Source organism: Okibacterium sp. AC114 (genome assembly GCF_979253355.1).
In genome coordinates this window covers 2,195,405-2,212,462 of sequence record NZ_CEEDBR010000001.1, presented here as the reverse complement: position 1 = coordinate 2,212,462, position 17,058 = coordinate 2,195,405, and the positions used below count along the sequence as shown (strand labels likewise).

General features: G+C 68.7%; 15 protein-coding genes. 11 read left to right on the top strand and 4 right to left on the bottom strand.

Translation table 11 applies throughout. The features are described from left to right. Positions 1-19: 19 nt before the first annotated feature. The 8 genes from ACZ6IE_RS10310 (at position 20) to ACZ6IE_RS10275 (ending at position 7,932) form a co-directional block, all read left to right on the top strand. Positions 20-1,528: an ABC transporter ATP-binding protein gene (locus ACZ6IE_RS10310; RefSeq protein ID WP_464607867.1), complete on the top strand. Its 1,509-nt coding sequence runs from the start codon at positions 20-22 to the stop codon at positions 1,526-1,528. Continuing rightward, positions 1,525-2,808, top strand: coding sequence for an ABC transporter permease (locus ACZ6IE_RS10305; protein ID WP_464607866.1), 1,284 nt, complete (start codon positions 1,525-1,527; stop codon positions 2,806-2,808). The genes ACZ6IE_RS10310 and ACZ6IE_RS10305 overlap by 4 nt, the downstream gene beginning before the upstream one ends. After that, the gene (locus ACZ6IE_RS10300) at positions 2,805-4,103 is read left to right on the top strand and encodes an ABC transporter permease (RefSeq protein WP_077055262.1); all 1,299 of its coding nucleotides are present in this window, start codon (positions 2,805-2,807) and stop codon (positions 4,101-4,103) included. Before ACZ6IE_RS10305 ends, ACZ6IE_RS10300 begins: the two co-directional genes overlap by 4 nt. Continuing rightward, positions 3,998-4,582, top strand: coding sequence for a cytidine deaminase (locus ACZ6IE_RS10295; RefSeq protein ID WP_464608626.1), 585 nt, complete (start codon positions 3,998-4,000; stop codon positions 4,580-4,582). Before ACZ6IE_RS10300 ends, ACZ6IE_RS10295 begins: the two co-directional genes overlap by 106 nt. Further along, on the top strand, positions 4,575-5,900 hold the full coding sequence (locus tag ACZ6IE_RS10290) for a thymidine phosphorylase (protein ID WP_077055264.1): 1,326 nt from the start codon (positions 4,575-4,577) through the stop codon (positions 5,898-5,900). Before ACZ6IE_RS10295 ends, ACZ6IE_RS10290 begins: the two co-directional genes overlap by 8 nt. Positions 5,901-5,920: 20 nt before the next feature. After that, positions 5,921-7,051, top strand: a complete 1,131-nt coding sequence (locus ACZ6IE_RS10285; protein WP_464607865.1) for an adenosine deaminase — start codon at positions 5,921-5,923, stop codon at positions 7,049-7,051. Positions 7,052-7,127: 76 nt separating this feature from the next. Next, entirely contained in the window at positions 7,128-7,634 is a 507-nt protein-coding gene (locus tag ACZ6IE_RS10280) for a PTS sugar transporter subunit IIA (RefSeq protein WP_464607864.1), read from the top strand. A 25-nt stretch (positions 7,635-7,659) separates the two neighbouring features. After that, positions 7,660-7,932: a PTS sugar transporter subunit IIB gene (locus tag ACZ6IE_RS10275; protein ID WP_077055267.1), complete on the top strand. Its 273-nt coding sequence runs from the start codon at positions 7,660-7,662 to the stop codon at positions 7,930-7,932. Positions 7,933-8,036: 104 nt separating this feature from the next. Here the strand turns inward: ACZ6IE_RS10275 and ACZ6IE_RS10270 are convergent, their stop codons facing one another. Together ACZ6IE_RS10270 and ACZ6IE_RS10265 are read right to left on the bottom strand one after the other, a co-directional pair. Then, positions 8,037-9,728 carry a phospho-sugar mutase gene (locus ACZ6IE_RS10270; RefSeq protein WP_464607863.1) on the bottom strand — a complete coding sequence of 564 codons (1,692 nt, stop codon included), beginning with the start codon at positions 9,726-9,728 and terminating at the stop codon, positions 8,037-8,039. After that, positions 9,728-10,561: a purine-nucleoside phosphorylase gene (locus ACZ6IE_RS10265; protein ID WP_077055269.1), complete on the bottom strand. Its 834-nt coding sequence runs from the start codon at positions 10,559-10,561 to the stop codon at positions 9,728-9,730. Before ACZ6IE_RS10265 ends, ACZ6IE_RS10270 begins: the two co-directional genes overlap by 1 nt. 130 nt (positions 10,562-10,691) lie before the next feature. On the opposite strand from ACZ6IE_RS10265, the gene ACZ6IE_RS10260 reads away from it, so the two are divergent. Together ACZ6IE_RS10260 and ACZ6IE_RS10255 are read left to right on the top strand one after the other, a co-directional pair. Further along, positions 10,692-12,125 carry an NAD(P)H-quinone dehydrogenase gene (locus tag ACZ6IE_RS10260; protein ID WP_464607862.1) on the top strand — a complete coding sequence of 478 codons (1,434 nt, stop codon included), beginning with the start codon at positions 10,692-10,694 and terminating at the stop codon, positions 12,123-12,125. 3 nt (positions 12,126-12,128) lie between these two features. Next, positions 12,129-13,055, top strand: a complete 927-nt coding sequence (locus ACZ6IE_RS10255; protein ID WP_464607861.1) for an AEC family transporter — start codon at positions 12,129-12,131, stop codon at positions 13,053-13,055. A 116-nt stretch (positions 13,056-13,171) separates the two neighbouring features. On the opposite strand, the gene ACZ6IE_RS10250 is transcribed toward ACZ6IE_RS10255, so the two are convergent. Both ACZ6IE_RS10250 and ACZ6IE_RS10245 read right to left on the bottom strand, forming a co-directional pair. After that, positions 13,172-14,950, bottom strand: a complete 1,779-nt coding sequence (locus ACZ6IE_RS10250) for an acetyl/propionyl/methylcrotonyl-CoA carboxylase subunit alpha (protein WP_464607860.1) — start codon at positions 14,948-14,950, stop codon at positions 13,172-13,174. A gap of 99 nt (positions 14,951-15,049) precedes the next feature. Continuing rightward, positions 15,050-15,697: a Maf family protein gene (locus ACZ6IE_RS10245; RefSeq protein ID WP_464608625.1), complete on the bottom strand. Its 648-nt coding sequence runs from the start codon at positions 15,695-15,697 to the stop codon at positions 15,050-15,052. Between the two features lie 81 nt (positions 15,698-15,778). Here ACZ6IE_RS10245 and ACZ6IE_RS10240 point away from each other — a divergent pair, with 81 nt between their 5' ends. Next, on the top strand, positions 15,779-17,038 hold the full coding sequence (locus ACZ6IE_RS10240; protein WP_464607859.1) for a class I SAM-dependent RNA methyltransferase: 1,260 nt from the start codon (positions 15,779-15,781) through the stop codon (positions 17,036-17,038). The last annotated feature ends 20 nt before the right edge of the window (positions 17,039-17,058 follow it).

Here is a 17,058-nt window from a genome sequence, read left to right as displayed (position 1 = left end):
CGACGTAGGATTCAACAACATGAAGCTCGAACTGCGCGGCATCACGAAGAGATTCGGATCTCTCGTAGCCAACGACCACATCGACCTGGTGGTCGAACCGGGAGAGATCCACTGCCTGCTCGGCGAGAACGGTGCCGGCAAGTCCACCCTGATGAACGTGCTCTACGGCCTCTACCAGGCCGAAGAGGGCGACATCCTGCTCGACGACAGCGTGCAACACTTCGAGGGCCCCGGTGACGCCATGCGCGCCGGCATCGGCATGGTGCACCAGCACTTCATGCTCATCCCCGTGTTCACGGTCGCCGAGAACGTCATGCTCGGGCACGAAGAAACCAAGGCCGGCGGCCGCCTCAACCTCGACGCCGCCCGCGCCCGCGTGCGCGAGATCTCGGCCCGCTTCGGCTTCGACGTCGACCCTGATGCCCTCGTCGGCGACCTGCCCGTCGGCATCCAACAGCGCGTCGAGATCATCAAGGCCCTGTCTCGGGATGCCTCGGTCCTCGTGTTCGACGAGCCCACCGCCGTGCTCACGCCGCAAGAGACCGACGAGCTCATGACGATCATGCGCCAGCTGAAGAGCGAGGGCACCTCGATCGTCTTCATCACCCACAAACTCCGCGAGGTGCGCGAGGTGGCCGACCGCATCACGGTCGTGCGTCTCGGCAAGATCGTCGGCGAAGCATCCCCGACCGCCTCGAACTCCGAGCTCGCCGCCCTCATGGTCGGCCGCAACGTCGAGCTCACGGTGCACAAAGAACCGGCGCGCCCGGGCGCCGCCAGCCTCGTCGTCGAACACCTCGACGTGATCGACGCCAACGGCATCAAGGTCGTCAACGACGTCAGCTTCGAGGTGCACGAGGGCGAGATCCTGGCCATCGCCGGCGTGCAGGGCAACGGCCAGACCGAGCTCACCGAAGCCATCCTCGGCATCCAGCCGCGCACCAACGGCTCGATCAGCCTCAACGGCACGCGCCTCAACGGCCAGAGCGTGAAGAAGGTGCTCAACGCGGGCGTCGGCTTCGTGCCAGAAGACCGCACGCACGACGGTCTCGTGGGCGAGTTCACGATCGCCGAGAACCTCATGCTCGACCGCAGCGACCAGCAGCCCTTCGTCAAGGGCGGCACGCTGCAGCTGAAGGCCCTCAACGACTTCGCCGAGGAGAAGAAGCGCGAGTTCGACATCCGCGCCGAATCGATCAACACGCACGCCGGCCGCCTGTCGGGCGGAAACCAGCAGAAGGTCGTGTTGGCGCGCGAACTGAGCCGCGAGCTGAAACTGTTCGTGGCGTCGCAGCCCACGCGCGGCATCGACGTGGGTTCGATCGAGTTCGTGCACAAACGCATGGTCGAGACGCGCGACGCGGGCGTTCCCGTGATCGTCGTGTCCACCGAACTGGACGAGGTGGTGGCTTTGGCCGACCGCATCGCCGTGATGTACCGCGGGAGCATCGTCGGCATCGTTCCAGGGGATACCCCGCGAGACGTACTGGGCCTCATGATGGCCGGAGAAACGGGAGTAGCCGCGTGAGCGACAACAACCAGCAGAACACCCCGGCGCCGGCCGCCACGGCCGCATCCGCGCCGAAGCCCGACACCGAGGCGCCCCGCTCGAACAAGATCCTCAACGAGATCCTCGGCGGCAGCTTCCTCATCTCGATCCTGGCCGTGCTGCTGGCGCTCATCGCCGGCGCCATCCTGATCGCCGCCACCAACGAAGACGTGCAGACGGCGTCCGGCTACTTCTTCAGCCGCCCCGGCGACACGCTCGGCGCGATCTGGCAGGCCGTCTCTGGCGCCTACTCGGCGCTCTTCCAGGGCTCGGTCTACAACTTCCGCCGCGACAGCTTCGCCGACGGCATCAAACCCCTCACCGAGACGCTCACCTTCGCCACGCCGCTCATCGCGGCCGGTCTGGGTGTCGGCCTCGCGTTCCGGGTGGGTCTCTTCAACATCGGTGGCCGCGGTCAGATGCTCATCGCGGCCGCGTGTGCCGGATGGGTGGGCTTCTCGTTCCAGCTGCCGGCGCCGTTGCACATCACCCTCGCCGTCCTGGCGGGTATCGCGGGTGGTGCCATCTGGGGCGGTCTCGTCGGCTTCTTGAAGGCCCGCACGGGAGCCCACGAGGTCATCCTGACCATCATGCTCAACTACGTGGCGTTCTACCTGATCAGCTACATGCTGCGCACGCCCGGCCTGCTGCAGGCCCCCGGTTCGCCCAACCCGAAGTCGCCGCCCATGGCCGAGACGGCCGTGTTCCCCGCGCTCTTCGGCTCGAAGTACAACCTGCACCTCGGGTTCATCCTCGTCATCATCGCGACTGCGCTGGTGTGGTATTTGCTGAACCGCTCGAGCCTCGGCTTCCGGTTCCGCGCCGTGGGTGAGAACCCCAACGCCGCCAAGGTCGCGGGTATCGACGTCAAGAACACCTACGTCTACGCCATGCTCTTCTCCGGCGGTCTCGTGGGTCTCGCCGGCGTCTCGCAGGTGCTCGGCACCGTGACGGGCGGATTCTCGGGCGGCATCGACGCGGGCATCGGCTTCGACGCCATCACCGTGGCGCTGCTCGGTCGTTCGAAGCCCATCGGCATCTTCTTCGCCGGCATCCTGTTCGGTGCGTTCAAGGCCGGCGGATTCTCGATGCAGGCCGCCGAGGGTGTCCCCGTCGACATCGTCGTGGTCGTGCAGTCGCTCATCGTGCTGTTCATCGCCGCGCCGCCGCTTGTGCGCGCGATCTTCTTCCTTCCGAAGCCCGGCGGCCGCGCCCGCAGAGTGCTTCCCAACGTTTCGAAGGAGGTGGCCGCGAAATGAGCGTCACCACACCCAACACCCCGCACGAGACGGTCGACCCCGTCGACGACGGCCTCGAGAAAGCCGTCGTCAAGAAGTGGAAGGCGCCCATCGCCTTCGCCATCTTCGTCGTCATCTCGGCTCTGCTGTTCTTCGTGGCCCGCCGCGACGGTGTCACCGAGCTGCGTCTGTCGGCCGAGAACGACGCCATCCAGCTGCCCTCGATCGAGGCCCCCGTCATGCCGACGGGCATCGTGGTCGTCATCCTGCTCGCGCTGATGACCGCCGCGGCGTTCTGGCTCGCGAATCAGGCCAAGCGCATCCCGCTGTGGCTGACCGCGGTCTTCGGCTTCGTCTTCATGTACGGCTTCCTCACCTGGGCCGGCGCCGACAAGTCCATCCCCATCACGGGTCTGCTGCTCGGCAGCGTCGCTCTTAGCGCGCCGCTCATCTTCGGTGCACTCGGTGGTGTCATCTCCGAGCGTGTCGGCGTGGTCAACGTGGCCATCGAGGGTCAGCTGCTGGCGGGCGCGTTCCTGTCGGCGTTCGTCGCCTCGATCACGCGCAACCCGTTCGCGGGTCTGCTCGCGGCCATCGTGGCCGGTGTGCTCGTGAGCTTCGTGCTCGCGGCCTTCGCCATCAAGTACCTGGTCGACCAGGTCATCGTCGGCGTCGTGCTCAACGTGCTGGTGGCGGGGCTCACGAGCTTCCTCTACTCGACCGTGCTGTCGTCGAACACCGAGGCCTTCAACACGCCCCCGCGTCTGCCGCGCATCCCCATCCCGCTGCTGAGCGACATCCCCATCTTGGGCCGCGTTCTGTTCGACCAGACGATCATCATCTACCTGATGTACATCGCCATCGCGCTCGTCTTCTACGGCCTGTTCTTCACCAAGTGGGGCCTGCGCCTCCGCGCCGTCGGTGAGCACCCGCAGGCCGCCGACACGGTCGGCATCCGCGTGAACTCGACGCGCTTCTGGAACGTCTCGATCGCGGGCGCCATCGCGGGCCTCGGCGGCGCCTACTTCACGCTCGGCTCGGTCGGCGGGTTCACGAAAGAAATGACGGCGGGTGCGGGCTTCATCGCCCTGGCCGCCGTGATCTTCGGCCGCTGGGACCCCATCCGCGCCACGCTCGCGGCCCTGCTCTTCGGTTTCGCGACCAACCTGCAGAACACGCTCGGCGCCATCGGCTCGGGCGTGCCGAGCGAATTCCTGCTCATGCTGCCCTACCTCGTGACGATCTTCGCGGTCGCCGGCCTCGTGGGCCAAGTGCGAGGGCCCGCGGCATCCGGAAAACCGTATATCAAGTCTTAGCAAGCGACAGGTCGGAGAACCACACGATGAGTCAATCAACCATGCATTCGAGCGACGAGGTGCACTCGGGCGATATCGACTGGGGCCAGCTGCGGGATGCCGCCATGGAGGCCATGCAGAAGGCCTACGTGCCCTACTCGAAGTTCCCCGTCGGCGTGGCCGCCATCGCCACCGACGGACGCATCATCGCGGGCTGCAATGTGGAGAACGCCAGCTACGGCCTGACGCTGTGCGCCGAATGCGCGCTCGTCTCCACGCTGCACCTGACGGGCGGCGGCCAGCTCGTGGCATTCACGTGCGTCGACGGCCAGGGCAACACGCTCATGCCGTGCGGCCGCTGCCGCCAGCTGCTGTACGAACACGCCGTTCCGGGCATGCTGCTCGAGACCCTCAGCGGAATCCGAACCATCGACGAGGTGCTGCCGGATGCGTTCGGCCCCCGCACCCTCAACGCCTACACAGAAGAGAACCATGAGTAACACGACCCCCGCCGCATCCGCTTCGTCCGCCGTCGAGTCCTTCGACGCCGTCGACCTCATCCGCACCAAGCGCGACAAGGGCGAGCTGTCGACGGCCGAGATCGACTGGCTCATCGACGCCTTCACGCGACGCTATGTGGCCGACGAGCAGATGTCCGCCCTCGCCATGGCGATCCTCTTGAACGGTATGACGCGCCGCGAGATCCGCGACATGACGCTGGCGATGATCCGCTCGGGCGAGACCATGGACTTCTCGAACCTCGGCAAGGTCACGGTCGACAAGCACTCGACGGGCGGCGTCGGCGACAAGATCACGCTTCCCCTGATGCCCCTCGTCGCGTCGTTCGGCGTGGCGGTGCCGCAGCTGTCCGGCCGCGGCCTCGGCCACACGGGCGGAACGCTCGACAAGCTCGAGTCGATTCCCGGCTGGCGCGCCGAGATCTCGAACGAGGAGATGTTCGCCCAGCTGCGCGACGTCGGCGGCGTCATCTGCGCCGCGGGCAAGGGACTCGCCCCGGCCGACAAGCGGCTCTACGCGTTGCGCGACACGACGGGAACGGTCGAGGCCATCCCGCTCATCGCCTCCTCGATCATGTCGAAGAAGATCGCCGAAGGCACCAGCGCGCTCGTGCTCGACGTGAAGTTCGGCTCCGGCGCCTTCATGACCGACTACGACAAGGCGCTCGAGTTGGCGCAGACCATGGTCGACCTCGGCAAGGATGCGGGCGTCAACACGTCCGCGCTGCTCACCGACATGAGCGTTCCCCTGGGGCTCGCCATCGGCAACGCCAACGAGGTGCGCGAATCGGTCGAGGTGCTGGAGGGCGGGGGACCGGCCGACATCGTCGAGCTCACGGTCGCCCTGGCCCGAGAAATGCTCACCCTTGCGGGCCAGCCCGATGCCGACGTGGAGGCCGCTCTGGCGGACGGTCGCGCCATGGACACGTGGCGTCGAGCCATCCGTGCCCAGGGCGGCGACCCGGATGCCGCGCTGCCCGTCGCGCGCAACACCCACACGGTCACGGCCGACGCCGACGGTGTGCTCGGCAAACAGGAGGCTCTGCCCTTCGGCATCGCCGCCTGGCGCCTGGGCGCCGGACGCGCGCGTCAGCAAGACCCGGTGCTGCACGCATCCGGAATCGACCTGCACGCCAAGCTCGGCGACACCGTCACGAAGGGCCAGCCGCTGTTCACGCTGTCGGCCGACGACGAGGCCCGTTTCCCGCGCGCACTCGAGGCGCTCGAGGGTGCCTACGAGATCCACGCGCCCGGAACCGTGGTGCACCGCTCGCCCCTCGTCGCTTCCCGCGTGTCCTAGTCCACGAGTACGCTGAGACCGTGACTACGACCGAAGAATTCCTGCTCCCCGGCGGCATCGACCTGCGCCAGCTGCCCAAGATCTCACTGCACGACCACCTCGACGGTGGCCTGCGCCCCCAGACCATCCTCGAGCTCGCCGACGCCCACGGCGTCGACGTTCCGGCCGGCACCTCGTCCGAGCTCGCGCAGTGGTTCCTCGACCAGTGCAATGCCGGCAACCTGCCCGACTACCTGAAGACGTTCGACCTGACCATCGCGGTCATGCAGACGCGCGAGGGGCTGGCCCGCGTGGCCCGCGAGTTCGTGCAAGACCTGGCCGAAGACGGTGTCATCTACGGCGAGATCCGGTGGGCGCCCGAGCAGCACCTGCAGCAGGGGCTGTCGCTCGACGAGACCGTCGAGGCCGTGCAAGAGGGCATCGAGCAGGGCATCGACGATGTCTCGCGCGAGGGCTTCGACATCCAGATCGGTCAGCTCATCACGGCCATGCGTCACGCCGACCGCGGCCTCGAGATCGCCGAGCTGGCCGTGCGTCACCGCGAGAACGGTGTCGTCGGCTTCGACATCGCGGGTGCCGAGAAGGGCTTCCCGGCGTCCAAGCACCGCGCGGCGTTCGACTACCTGCAGTCCGAGTTCTTCCCCGTCACGGTGCACGCGGGCGAGGCCGACGGCCTCGAGTCCATCAAGAGTGCCCTGATCGACGGCCGCGCGCTGCGCCTCGGTCACGGTGTGCGCATCGCCGAAGACATCCACACCGTGCGCTCCGATGACGAGAACCAGTACGTCTCGCTCGGCCCGGTCGCGCAGTGGGTGCGCGACCGCGAGATCCCGCTCGAGACGAGCCCGTCGTCCAACCTGCAGACGGGCGCCGTCGAGCAGTGGGGCGAAGACCTGATCGACCACCCGATCGACCTGCTCTACCAGCTGGGTTTCCGGGTCACGGTCAACGTCGACAACCGCACCATGTCGGGCACCACGCTCACGCGTGAACTCGGCCTGCTGTCCGACGCCTTCGGCTACGACCTCGACGACCTCGAGACGTTCCAGCTCAACGCGGCCGCCGCGGCCTTCCTGCCGATCGAAGATCGCGAAGAGCTCTCCGAGGCGATCGAAGAGGGCTTCGAGGACGCCCAGAACTCACTCTCCTAACAGCGGCGCCGACCCCGGACGGGCTACTCTGACAGGGTGGCCCGCCCGGGCCGAGCGCGACAGGATGTGTGATTTCATGACCCTTCCCCCTCTTCCGGACAACGCTGTGCGGTTGGGTGTCACGGTCGACGACTGGCGAGGAGCCATCCGTGCATCGGGTGACGCCCTCGTCGCGGCCGGCGCGACGCTCGACGGCTACACCGACCGCATGATCCAGGTGATCGACGAGTTCGGCAGCTACATCGTCATCGCCCCCGGGCTCGCCCTGGCGCACGCCCGGCCCGGCCCCGACATCCTGAGCGACGCGCTCTCGGTGGTCACGCTCGCCGAGCCCGTGTCGTTCGGCCATCCGCACAACGACCCCGTGCGCGTCATCCTCGGCCTCGCCGTGACGACGCCCGACAGCCACGTGACGAGCGTGGCGAGCCTCGCCAACGTGTTCAACGACAGTGCCGCCATCCCCGCCCTGGCCGACGCGCAGAGCGTCGACGAGGTGCGCTCGGTGCTCGGCATCCCGGCAGCGCCCATCGCCCTCGCCGAATCGGCCGCCCCCACCGGCGCCACCGGCCACCCCGAAGCCTGACCGTCTTTTAGGAAGAGAGACCACGATGAAGATCGTCGCCATCTGCGGTGCCGGGGTCGGCACCTCCGCCATCCTCAAACTCAACGCCGAGCGCGCGCTCGAACGTCTCGACCTCGAGGCGGATGTCTCGGCCACCGACGTCGCGAGCGTGCAGACGGTCGGCGCCGACGCGCAGATCATCCTCACCTCGCCCGAGCTGGTCGACCGCATCGGCAAGACCTATGCCGACATCATCGTCATCGAGAACTACTTCGACCTCGACGAGCTCACGCGCAAGCTCGAGATCGCGCTGGGCTGAGGGCCGGTTCGCAGACGACACGCCGCAACAGGAAAGGCCGCCCGATGGTATTCGGGCGGCCTTTCCTGTTGCTAGAAGCGACGGTGCTGCCCCCGCGCTCGCGTCTAGCGCGCGATGACCTCGTCGGCGATGCGCTGCAGATCGCTACGCAGGGCTTCGATACGGTGCGCCGCGGCTTCTGGCTCGCTCTGCTCGCTGCGCGCGTCGAGATAGAACTTCAGCTTCGGCTCGGTGCCGGAGGGGCGTGCCATGACACGTGACCCGTCGGCCAGGTGGAAGCGCAGCGCATCGGTGGGAGGCAGCTGCTCGAAACCGTCGCTCAGGTCGTCGATCTGCTCGACCTTCACCCCGCCGAGCTCGGCGGGCGGCTGGTCGCGCAGCGCCGCCATGATGCGGCCGATGATCGACAGGTCCGTGACGCGGATGGACAGCTGGCCGCTCGCGTAGACGCCGAACGTTTCAGCGAAGCGCGCGAGCAGCCCCGCAACGTCGGTGCCGGCCGTGTGTGCCTCGGACGCCAGGTCGAGGAACGCGAGCGCGGCCGAGATGCCGTCCTTATCGCGCACCACGCTCGGGTTCACGAGATAGCCGAGGGCTTCTTCATAACCGAAGACGAGCCCGGGCACGCGGGACACCCACTTGAATCCCGTGAGCGTCTCGGCGAAGCGCAGACCGTGCGCCTTGGCCACCTCGCCGAGGGCGGGGGAGGACACGATCGAGCAGGCGAGCACGCCGTCCACGCCGTCGCGTTCGGCCTGCTGTGCGGCGTGCCAGCCGAGCAACCAGCCGACCTCGTTGCCGGTCAGCTGACGGAAGCCGGCGGGCGCGGCGGTGTCGGGGATGGCGACCGAGAAGCGGTCGGCGTCGGGGTCGTTAGCGATCACCAGGTCGGCGTGCGCGTCGCGGGCGGCCTGGAACGCCAGGTCGAGCGCGCCCGGTTCTTCCGGGTTGGGGAACGACACGGTCGGGAACGCGGGGTCGGGGTCGCGCTGCTCGACGACCGGTTCGACGGGCGGGTAACCGGCGGCGTCGATCACGCGCGAGAACGTCTCCCATCCGACGCCGTGCATGGCCGTGTAGACGACGCGCAACGGCGAGTCGAAGGAGCGGACGGGGCCGGCGGTCGCGGCGACATAGGCGTCGACGACATCCTCGCCAGCCGTTTCATACGCCGTCGAGCGCGGCAACTCGAGCACATTGCCCGTCTCGGCGACGCGCTGGATGTGGGCGGCGATATCGGCGTCGGCGGGGGACACGATCTGCGAGCCGCGGTCTTCGTCGCCCAGGTAGACCTTGTAACCGTTGTCGGCGGGCGGGTTGTGGCTCGCCGTGACCATGACGCCGGCCGAGGCGTTCAGGTGCCGCACCGCGAACGCCAGCACGGGCGTCGGCAGCAGGCGGGGCAGCAGGATGGCGCGCACGCCGGCACCGGCCATGAGCTCGGCCGTATCGGTCGCGAAGACGCGCGAATTCTTGCGGCCGTCGTAGCCGATGACGACGCTCGCCGTCTGGCCGGGCGCCGCGCGCTCGATCAGGTAAGCAGCGAGACCCGCAGCGGCCTGCGACACGAGCACGCGGTTCATGCGCGCCGAACCGGCCTCGATGCGCCCGCGCAGACCGGCCGTGCCGAACTCGAGGCGCGTGTCGAACCGCTCGTGCAATTCGTCGAGCGCGATCTCGTTGCCGGCTTCGGCATCTTTCAGCAGCAGCTCGATCTCGGTGCGCGTCTCGTCGTCGGGGTCTTGCCCCGCCCAGGCGCGCGCGGCCTGCACCACCTGGTCGCGGTCGAGCGTCATTACAGCGCCCCCACGATGCGGGCGAGCAGGGCGCTGATCACGGGCTCGGCTTCGCGGCCGGCCTCGATGACCTCTTCGTGCGACAGCGGCGTCTTCTGGATGCCGGCAGCCAGGTTGGTGATGAGCGACATGCCCAGGATCTCCATGCCGGCCTGGCGGGCGGCGATCGCCTCGAGCGCCGTCGACATGCCGACGATGTGCCCGCCGATGGCCTTGGCCATCTGCACCTCGGCCGGGGTCTCGTAGTGCGGCCCGCGGAACTGCGTGTACACGCCCTCGTCGAGCGACGGCTCGATCTCGTGCGCGAGCTGGCGCAGGCGGCTCGAGTACAGGTCGGTCAGGTCGATGAAGGTCGCGCCCTCGAGCGGAGAGTCGGCCGTGAGGTTGATGTGGTCGCTGATCAGCACGGGCGTGCCGGGCTTCCAGTGTTCTTTGATGCCACCGGCGCCGTTGGTCAGGATCATGGTGGTCGCACCCGTCGCGGCGGCCGTGCGCACGGAGTGCACGACGCGGCGCACGCCGTGGTTCTCGTAGTAGTGGGTGCGGGCGCCGATGACGAGCGCGCGCTTGCCGCTCGGCAACAGGATGCTGCGCAACGTGCCGGGGTGGCCGGCCAGGGCGGGCTTCGAGAACCCGATGATCTCGTCGGCCGGGATGGTGGCCGTGGTCTCGCCGAGCAACTCGGCGGCCTTGCCCCAGCCGCTGCCGAGGGTCAGGGCGATGTCGTGGCGGTCGACGCCGGTCTTCTCGGCGATCTGGGCCGCAGCGTTGCGGGCGATCTCGAAGGGATCGGTGGCCGGATCGTCGAGGGGGTGAGAGAAGTGTTCAGACATGAATCCACTCTATTGGCTGGCGCGGGCGGGGCCAGGGCTTGACGCTCGCCTGAGCCGGTGTGGCGGCATCCGTGCGCGCGTGAGCGAATCCGTTTTGGTGCGCATCCGTGTCACCCGCGAGAATGGACCAATGGCATATGAGTTCGAGCGCAAACAGCGAATCGCCGTCCTGGGTGGCGGCCCGGGCGGTTACGAGGCGGCCCTCGCGGGCGCTCAACTCGGGGCGGATGTCACGCTCATCGAGCGCACGGGCGTGGGCGGTTCGGCCGTCATCACCGATGTCGTGCCCTCGAAGTCGCTCATCGCCACGGCCGAGGCCGCCATCAGCATCTCCGAGGCCGAAGATCTGGGCGTGCAGTTCTTCAGCCGCAGCGCCGAGGGTCGACCCGTTCGCCCCGAGGTGGCCGTCAACCTCGCGGCCGTGAACAAGCGCCTGCTGGGCCTCGCGCGCCAGCAGTCCGAAGACATGCGCACCAACCTCGTGCGCGAGGGCGTGCGCATCATCCAGGGCGAGGGCCGACTCGACGGGCGCAACAACGTGGTCGTCTCGACGGGCGGCGAGGCCGGCACCGACTTCGACGGCGTCGAGGCCGACACGATCGTCATCTCGGTGGGCGCGAGCCCGAGACAGCTTCCGTCGGCCAAACCCGATGGCGAACGCATCCTCACGTGGACGCAGCTCTACAACCTGAAGAGCGTTCCCGAGCACCTCATCGTCGTGGGCTCGGGTGTCACGGGCGCCGAGTTCGCCAGCGCCTACACGGCCCTCGGCTCGAAGGTCACTCTCATCTCGAGCCGCGACCAGGTGCTGCCGGGCGAGGACGCCGACGCGGCCGCCGTGATCGAGAAGGTCTTCAAGCGCAACGGCATGACGGTGCTCTCGAAGTCGCGCGCCGACAGCGTGGCCCGCACCGAGAACGGCGTCGTCGCCACGCTCTCCGACGGTCGCACGGTCGAGGGCAGCCACTGCCTCGTGGCCGTCGGGTCGGTGCCCAACACCTCCGGCATCGGGCTCGAAGAGGCGGGCGTCCAGCTCACCGAGTCCGGTCACATCCGCGTGAACCGCGTGGCGCGAACATCCATGCCCAACATCTATGCGGCCGGCGATTGCACCACGCTGCTGCCGCTCGCCTCTGTGGCTTCGATGCAGGGCCGCACGGCCATGTTCCACGCCATGGGCGACGCCGTGAGCCCCATCGAGGTGCGCAACGTGGCCGCCAACATCTTCACGCAGCCCGAGATCGCGACCGTCGGCTGGACGCAGAAGCAGATCGAAGAGGGTATCGCGCAGGGCGACATCTACAAGCTGCCCCTGGCCTCCAACCCGCGCGCCAAGATGATGGGCATCAAGGACGGCTTCGTCAAACTGTTCGCGCGCACCGGGTCTGGCACCGTCATCGGCGGCGTGATCGTGGCGCCCAAGGCATCCGAACTCGTCTTCCCGCTGGCTCTCGCGGTCGAGCACCGCCTCACGGTCGACCAGGTGGCGCGCGCCTTCGCGGTCTACCCGTCGCTCACGGGTTCGCTGGCCGACGCGGCTCGCGCCATGCACATCGTTCTCTAACGTATGGGTGGTGTGCTGGTCGGTTTCGGCATCATCGGCTTCGTCATCCTGGTGGGGTATATCGCCGGGCGGCTGAAGATCGGTGGGCCCGATGCCGGCTACACGCTCAACCGCATCGCGTTCTTCGTCACCAACCCGGCGCTGCTCTTCACGGTTCTCGCGCACGCCGACCTGCACGTGGTGTTCTCGTCGTTCATCCTGGTGGCCGGCATCGCGGCCGTCGCCATGGCGCTCATCTACGTGCTCGTGGCGCGGCTGTGGTTCAAGTCCGGTGCCTCCGAAACCACAATCGGCGCCATGGCCTCCGGCTACGTGAACGCCAACAACATCGGCATCCCCGTGGCCGTCTACGTGCTGGGAGACGCGCAATACGTGGCGCCCATCCTGCTGCTGCAACTCATCGTCTTCGCGCCCATCGCCTTGGGCGTGCTCGATGTGGCCGACCGCGGTTCGGCGTCGTTCCGCACCATCGCCACGCAGCCGTTCCGCAACCCGATGATCATCGCGTCGGTCATCGGCGTCATCGTGGCGGCGACGGGGCTGCCCGTGCCCGACGAGGTCTATGCGCCCTTCGAGCTGCTGGGCGGCGCAGCCGTTCCCCTCATCCTGCTGGCGTTCGGCATGTCGCTCAACGGCCAGCGCCCATTCCAGGCGGGCACGGGTCGCAAAGCCGTCCTCGTGTCCTCGCTGCTCAAGTCTGTGGGCATGCCTGTGGCGGCCTACCTCCTGGCCCATTTCGCTTTCGGGATGTCGGGGGCGCCGCTCTTCGCGGCCGTCGTGCTCGCGGCCCTGCCCAGCGCGCAGAACGTCTTCAACTTCGCGAGCCGCTACGGTCGCGGAGTCGTCCTCGCCCGCGACACGGTCCTCCTGACGACCATCGCCTCGGTCCCGGTGCTGCTCGTCATCGCCGCGCTCCTCGCGCCGCTCTAGCCCGCTAGTCCGCTAGCCCGCTGGCCCGCTAGCTCACGGGCGCGTCGCACCACGCAGAAGGCCGCCCCGGCTTTCGCGGGGCGGCCTTCTGCGTGATCGGGGCGAAGAGGTGGCTCTTACTCCGAGATGGTGAGCAACTGGTGGCCGCTCGACACGGTCGTGCCGACCTCGGCCTTGACGTTGCCGACGACGCCATCCTTGTGCGCCGTGATGGGCTGTTCCATCTTCATGGCCTCGAGCACGAGCAGCAGATCGCCCTTGACGACGCGTTCGCCCTCGGAGACCTGCAGCTTCACGATGGTGGCCTGCATGGGGGAGGAGACGCTGTCGCCCGTGGCGGTGACGACGGAGCCGGAGCCGCCGCCGCGACGACCGGGAGGCGTGGCCGAACGGCCCGCGCCCGATGCGCCGGCCGAACCGACCTGGCCGAGGCCTTCGGGCAGGCTCACGGCGATACGCTTGCCGCCGACCTCGACGACCACGGTGTCGCGGCCGCCCTGCGGCGACGAGGGCTCGAGTTCGCCGTTCCAGGGCTCGATGTCGTTCTCGAACTCGTTCTCGATCCACAGCGTGTAGACGCCGAAGGTGCCGTCGGCAGCCGTGAAGGCGGGCTCGCGCACGATCTTGCGGTGGAAGGGCAGCACGGTGGGCAGGCCGGCGACCTCGAACTCGTCGAGGGCGCGGCGGGCGCGCTCGAGGGCCTGTTCGCGCGTGGCACCCGTGACGATGACCTTGCCGAGCAGCGAGTCGAAGGCGCCCGAGATCTCGTCGCCGGCCGTGACACCCGAGTCGACGCGCACGCCGGGGCCGCCGAGCGAGGAGAACACGTGGATGGGGCCGGGCTGCGGCAGGAACCCACGGCCCGGGTCTTCGCCATTGATGCGGAACTCGAACGAGTGCCCGACGGGTGCGGGGTCGCCGTAGTCGAGCGTGCCGCCCGCGGCGATGCGGAACTGCTCGCGCACGAGGTCGATGCCCGTGACCTCTTCGGAGACGGGGTGTTCGACCTGCAGGCGCGTGTTGACCTCGAGGAACGACACCGTTCCGTCGCCGCCGATCAAGAATTCGCACGTGCCGGCACCCACATAGCCGACCTCTTTCAGGATGGCCTTGGATGCGCGGTAGAGCTCGGTGTTCTGCGCCTCGGTGAGGAACGGCGCGGGGGCCTCCTCGACGAGCTTCTGGTGGCGGCGCTGCAGCGAGCAGTCGCGCGTCGACACGACGACGACGTTGCCCTCGGCGTCGGCGAGGCACTGCGTTTCGACGTGGCGCGGCCTGTCGAGGTACTTCTCGACGAAGCATTCGCCGCGGCCGAAAGCGGCGACGGCCTCGCGCGTGGCCGATTCGAACAGCTCGGGGATGGAGTCGCGGTCGCGGGCCACCTTGAGGCCGCGCCCGCCACCGCCGAAAGCGGCCTTGATGGCCACGGGCAGGCCGTGCGTGTCGACGAAGTCGAGCACCTCCTGCGCGCCCGAGACGGGGTTGATGGTGCCGGGGGCGAGCGGCGCGCCCACCTTCTCGGCCACGTGGCGGGCCGAGACCTTGTCGCCCAGGCGCTCGATGGCCTCGGGGGAGGGCCCGATCCATACGAGCCCGGCGTCGATGACGGCGCGCGCGAAGTCGGCGTTCTCGGCGAGGAAGCCGTAGCCCGGGTGCACGGCGTCGGCGCCGGACCGTCGGGCCACCGAGAGCAACTTCTCGATGGAGAGGTAGGTGGTGGCGCTCGTGGCACCCTCGAGCGCGTAGGCCTCGTCGGCGAGTTTCGCGTGCAGGGCGTCGCGATCCTGATCGGCGTAGACGGCGACACTGCCGAGGTTGCTGTCGCGCGCGGCGCGGATCACCCGAACGGCGATCTCGCCCCGGTTGGCAATGAGGACTTTGGAGATAGCTGGCACAGTCCCTTAGCCTATTGCCCTTTTCGCGAGGCCCTTTGGTCATTCCTCACAAAAATGCCCGGCAAACCAGGGCGCACATCGACAAGCCGACGGTGGGCTTCAGCGGTTGCGCAGCGACGACCAGGAGCCACCCAGGGCGTTCACGGTGCGCCGGAGCGCGGGCAGCGACATCCCGACCACGGTCGACGGGTCGCCCTCGATGCGTTGGATGAACGGGGCCCCGAGGCTGTCGATCGTGAACGCGCCGGCGACCTGGAGCGGTTCGCCCGTCGCAATGTAGTCGTCGATCTCGTCGTCGGTGATGTCGTCGGCGAAGGTCACGGTGGCCGAGGTGGTGCCGCCCGTCGCGCCGTTTACGCGGCCGCCTCGGTGGTCGATGACCCAGAGGCCAGAGTGCAGGGTGCCCGTCGCGCCGCGCTGCAGCTGCCAGCGTTCGCGCGCCCGCTCGGGCGTGTGCGGTTTGCCGTAGGCCACACCGTCGATCTCGAAGGCCGAATCGCCCCCCACCACGAACCCGTCGAGCACGTCGGATGCCTCGGCCGCCGCCTCGACGACCGCCTCCGCCTTCACGCGCCCGAGCAGGGCGACCATCTCGGCGGGGGACAGGGCGCCGTGTTCGGCCTCGTGGCGTGCGACCGCGGCATCCTCGTCGACCTCGGAGGGGATGACGACGGGTTCGACGCCCGCCTGGCGCAGCAGCATGAGCCGGGCGGGGGAGGTGCTTGCCAGGTAGAGGGTCACGACGATCCTGTCTTCTTGTCGGGTGGGGCGGCCGGGCGTGGGCGCAGCAGTGTTGGTGTGCCGCGGCATCCGTGTAATGCTCGACGGATGAGCATTTCAGGTGACACCGCCGACAGCATCGTTCTCGAGATTAGCAATGTGGCCCACGGGGGCGTCTTCGTGGCGCGCCACGAGGGCCGCGTCGTCTTCGTGCCCGACACCATGCCGGGCGAGACGGTGCGCGCGCGCATCACGGATGACTCGAAGAAGAGCTTCTGGCGCGCCGAGACGCTCGAGGTGCTCACACCCGCGCCCGAGCGTGTGCCGCACATCTGGTCGGCGGCCTCGATCGACCGTGCGCCCGACGAGCGTGCCGGCGGAGCAGAATTCGGCCACATCGCGTTGCCGCACCAGCGCGAACTGAAGCGCCGCGTGCTCGTCGACGCCCTGCAGCGTTTCGGCGGCATCGAGCGCGACGTCGAGGTCGAGGCGGCCCCGGGCGACGACGAGGCAAACGGTCTCGGCTACCGCAGCCGCGTCAGCCTCCACGTCGACGAAGAGGGCCGCGTCGGTCCGTTCGCCGCGCGCAGCCACCGCGTCGTGCCCGTCGACGACCTGCCGCTCGCCACGAGCGCCGTGCAGCAGGCCGCGCCGCTCGGCACGCCCATGCCGGGCCTCGAACGCGTCGACGTCATCGCGCCGTCGGTGGGCGCCACGCGCGTCGTCGGCACCGACCCCGACGGCCGCCGTCGCGCGGGCGAGCCGCTCATCGAACGCGTCGGCACGCGCGAATTCCACGTCGCCGAAGAGGGTTTCTGGCAGGTCCACCGCCACGCGGCCGATGTGCTCACGCGCGCCGTGCAAGACATCCTCGTTGCCGACGAATTCGACCCCCAGGCCTTCAACCTCGACCTCTACGGTGGCGTCGGCCTGTTCGCGGCCGCGCTGGGCGACAAGTTCGGCCGCACCACGCGCATCACGACCGTCGAATCCGAGACCACGGCCACCGATTGGGCCGCCGAGAACCTGGCCGAGTGGGTGGGCGCTCAGGCCATCACCGACCGCGTCGACCGCTACCTGCAGCGCCTCGTGCGTTCCGTGGGAGCATCCGAGCGCCGTCGCCTGCAGGCCGCGACCGTCGTGCTCGACCCGCCCCGCTCGGGCGCCGGCAAGAACGTCGTGTCGGCCCTCGTCGACCTGCACCCCGCCCAGATCGTCTACGTGGCGTGCGACCCCGTCGCCCTCGCGCGCGACCTCGGTTCGTTCCGTGACGCGGGCTACGAGCTCGACCGCCTGCGCGCCTTCGACCTGTTCCCGCACACGCACCACCTCGAATCGGTAGCGCTCCTCCGCCCGACGAACCGTTAGGCCCGCCGTGTCGGGCTACG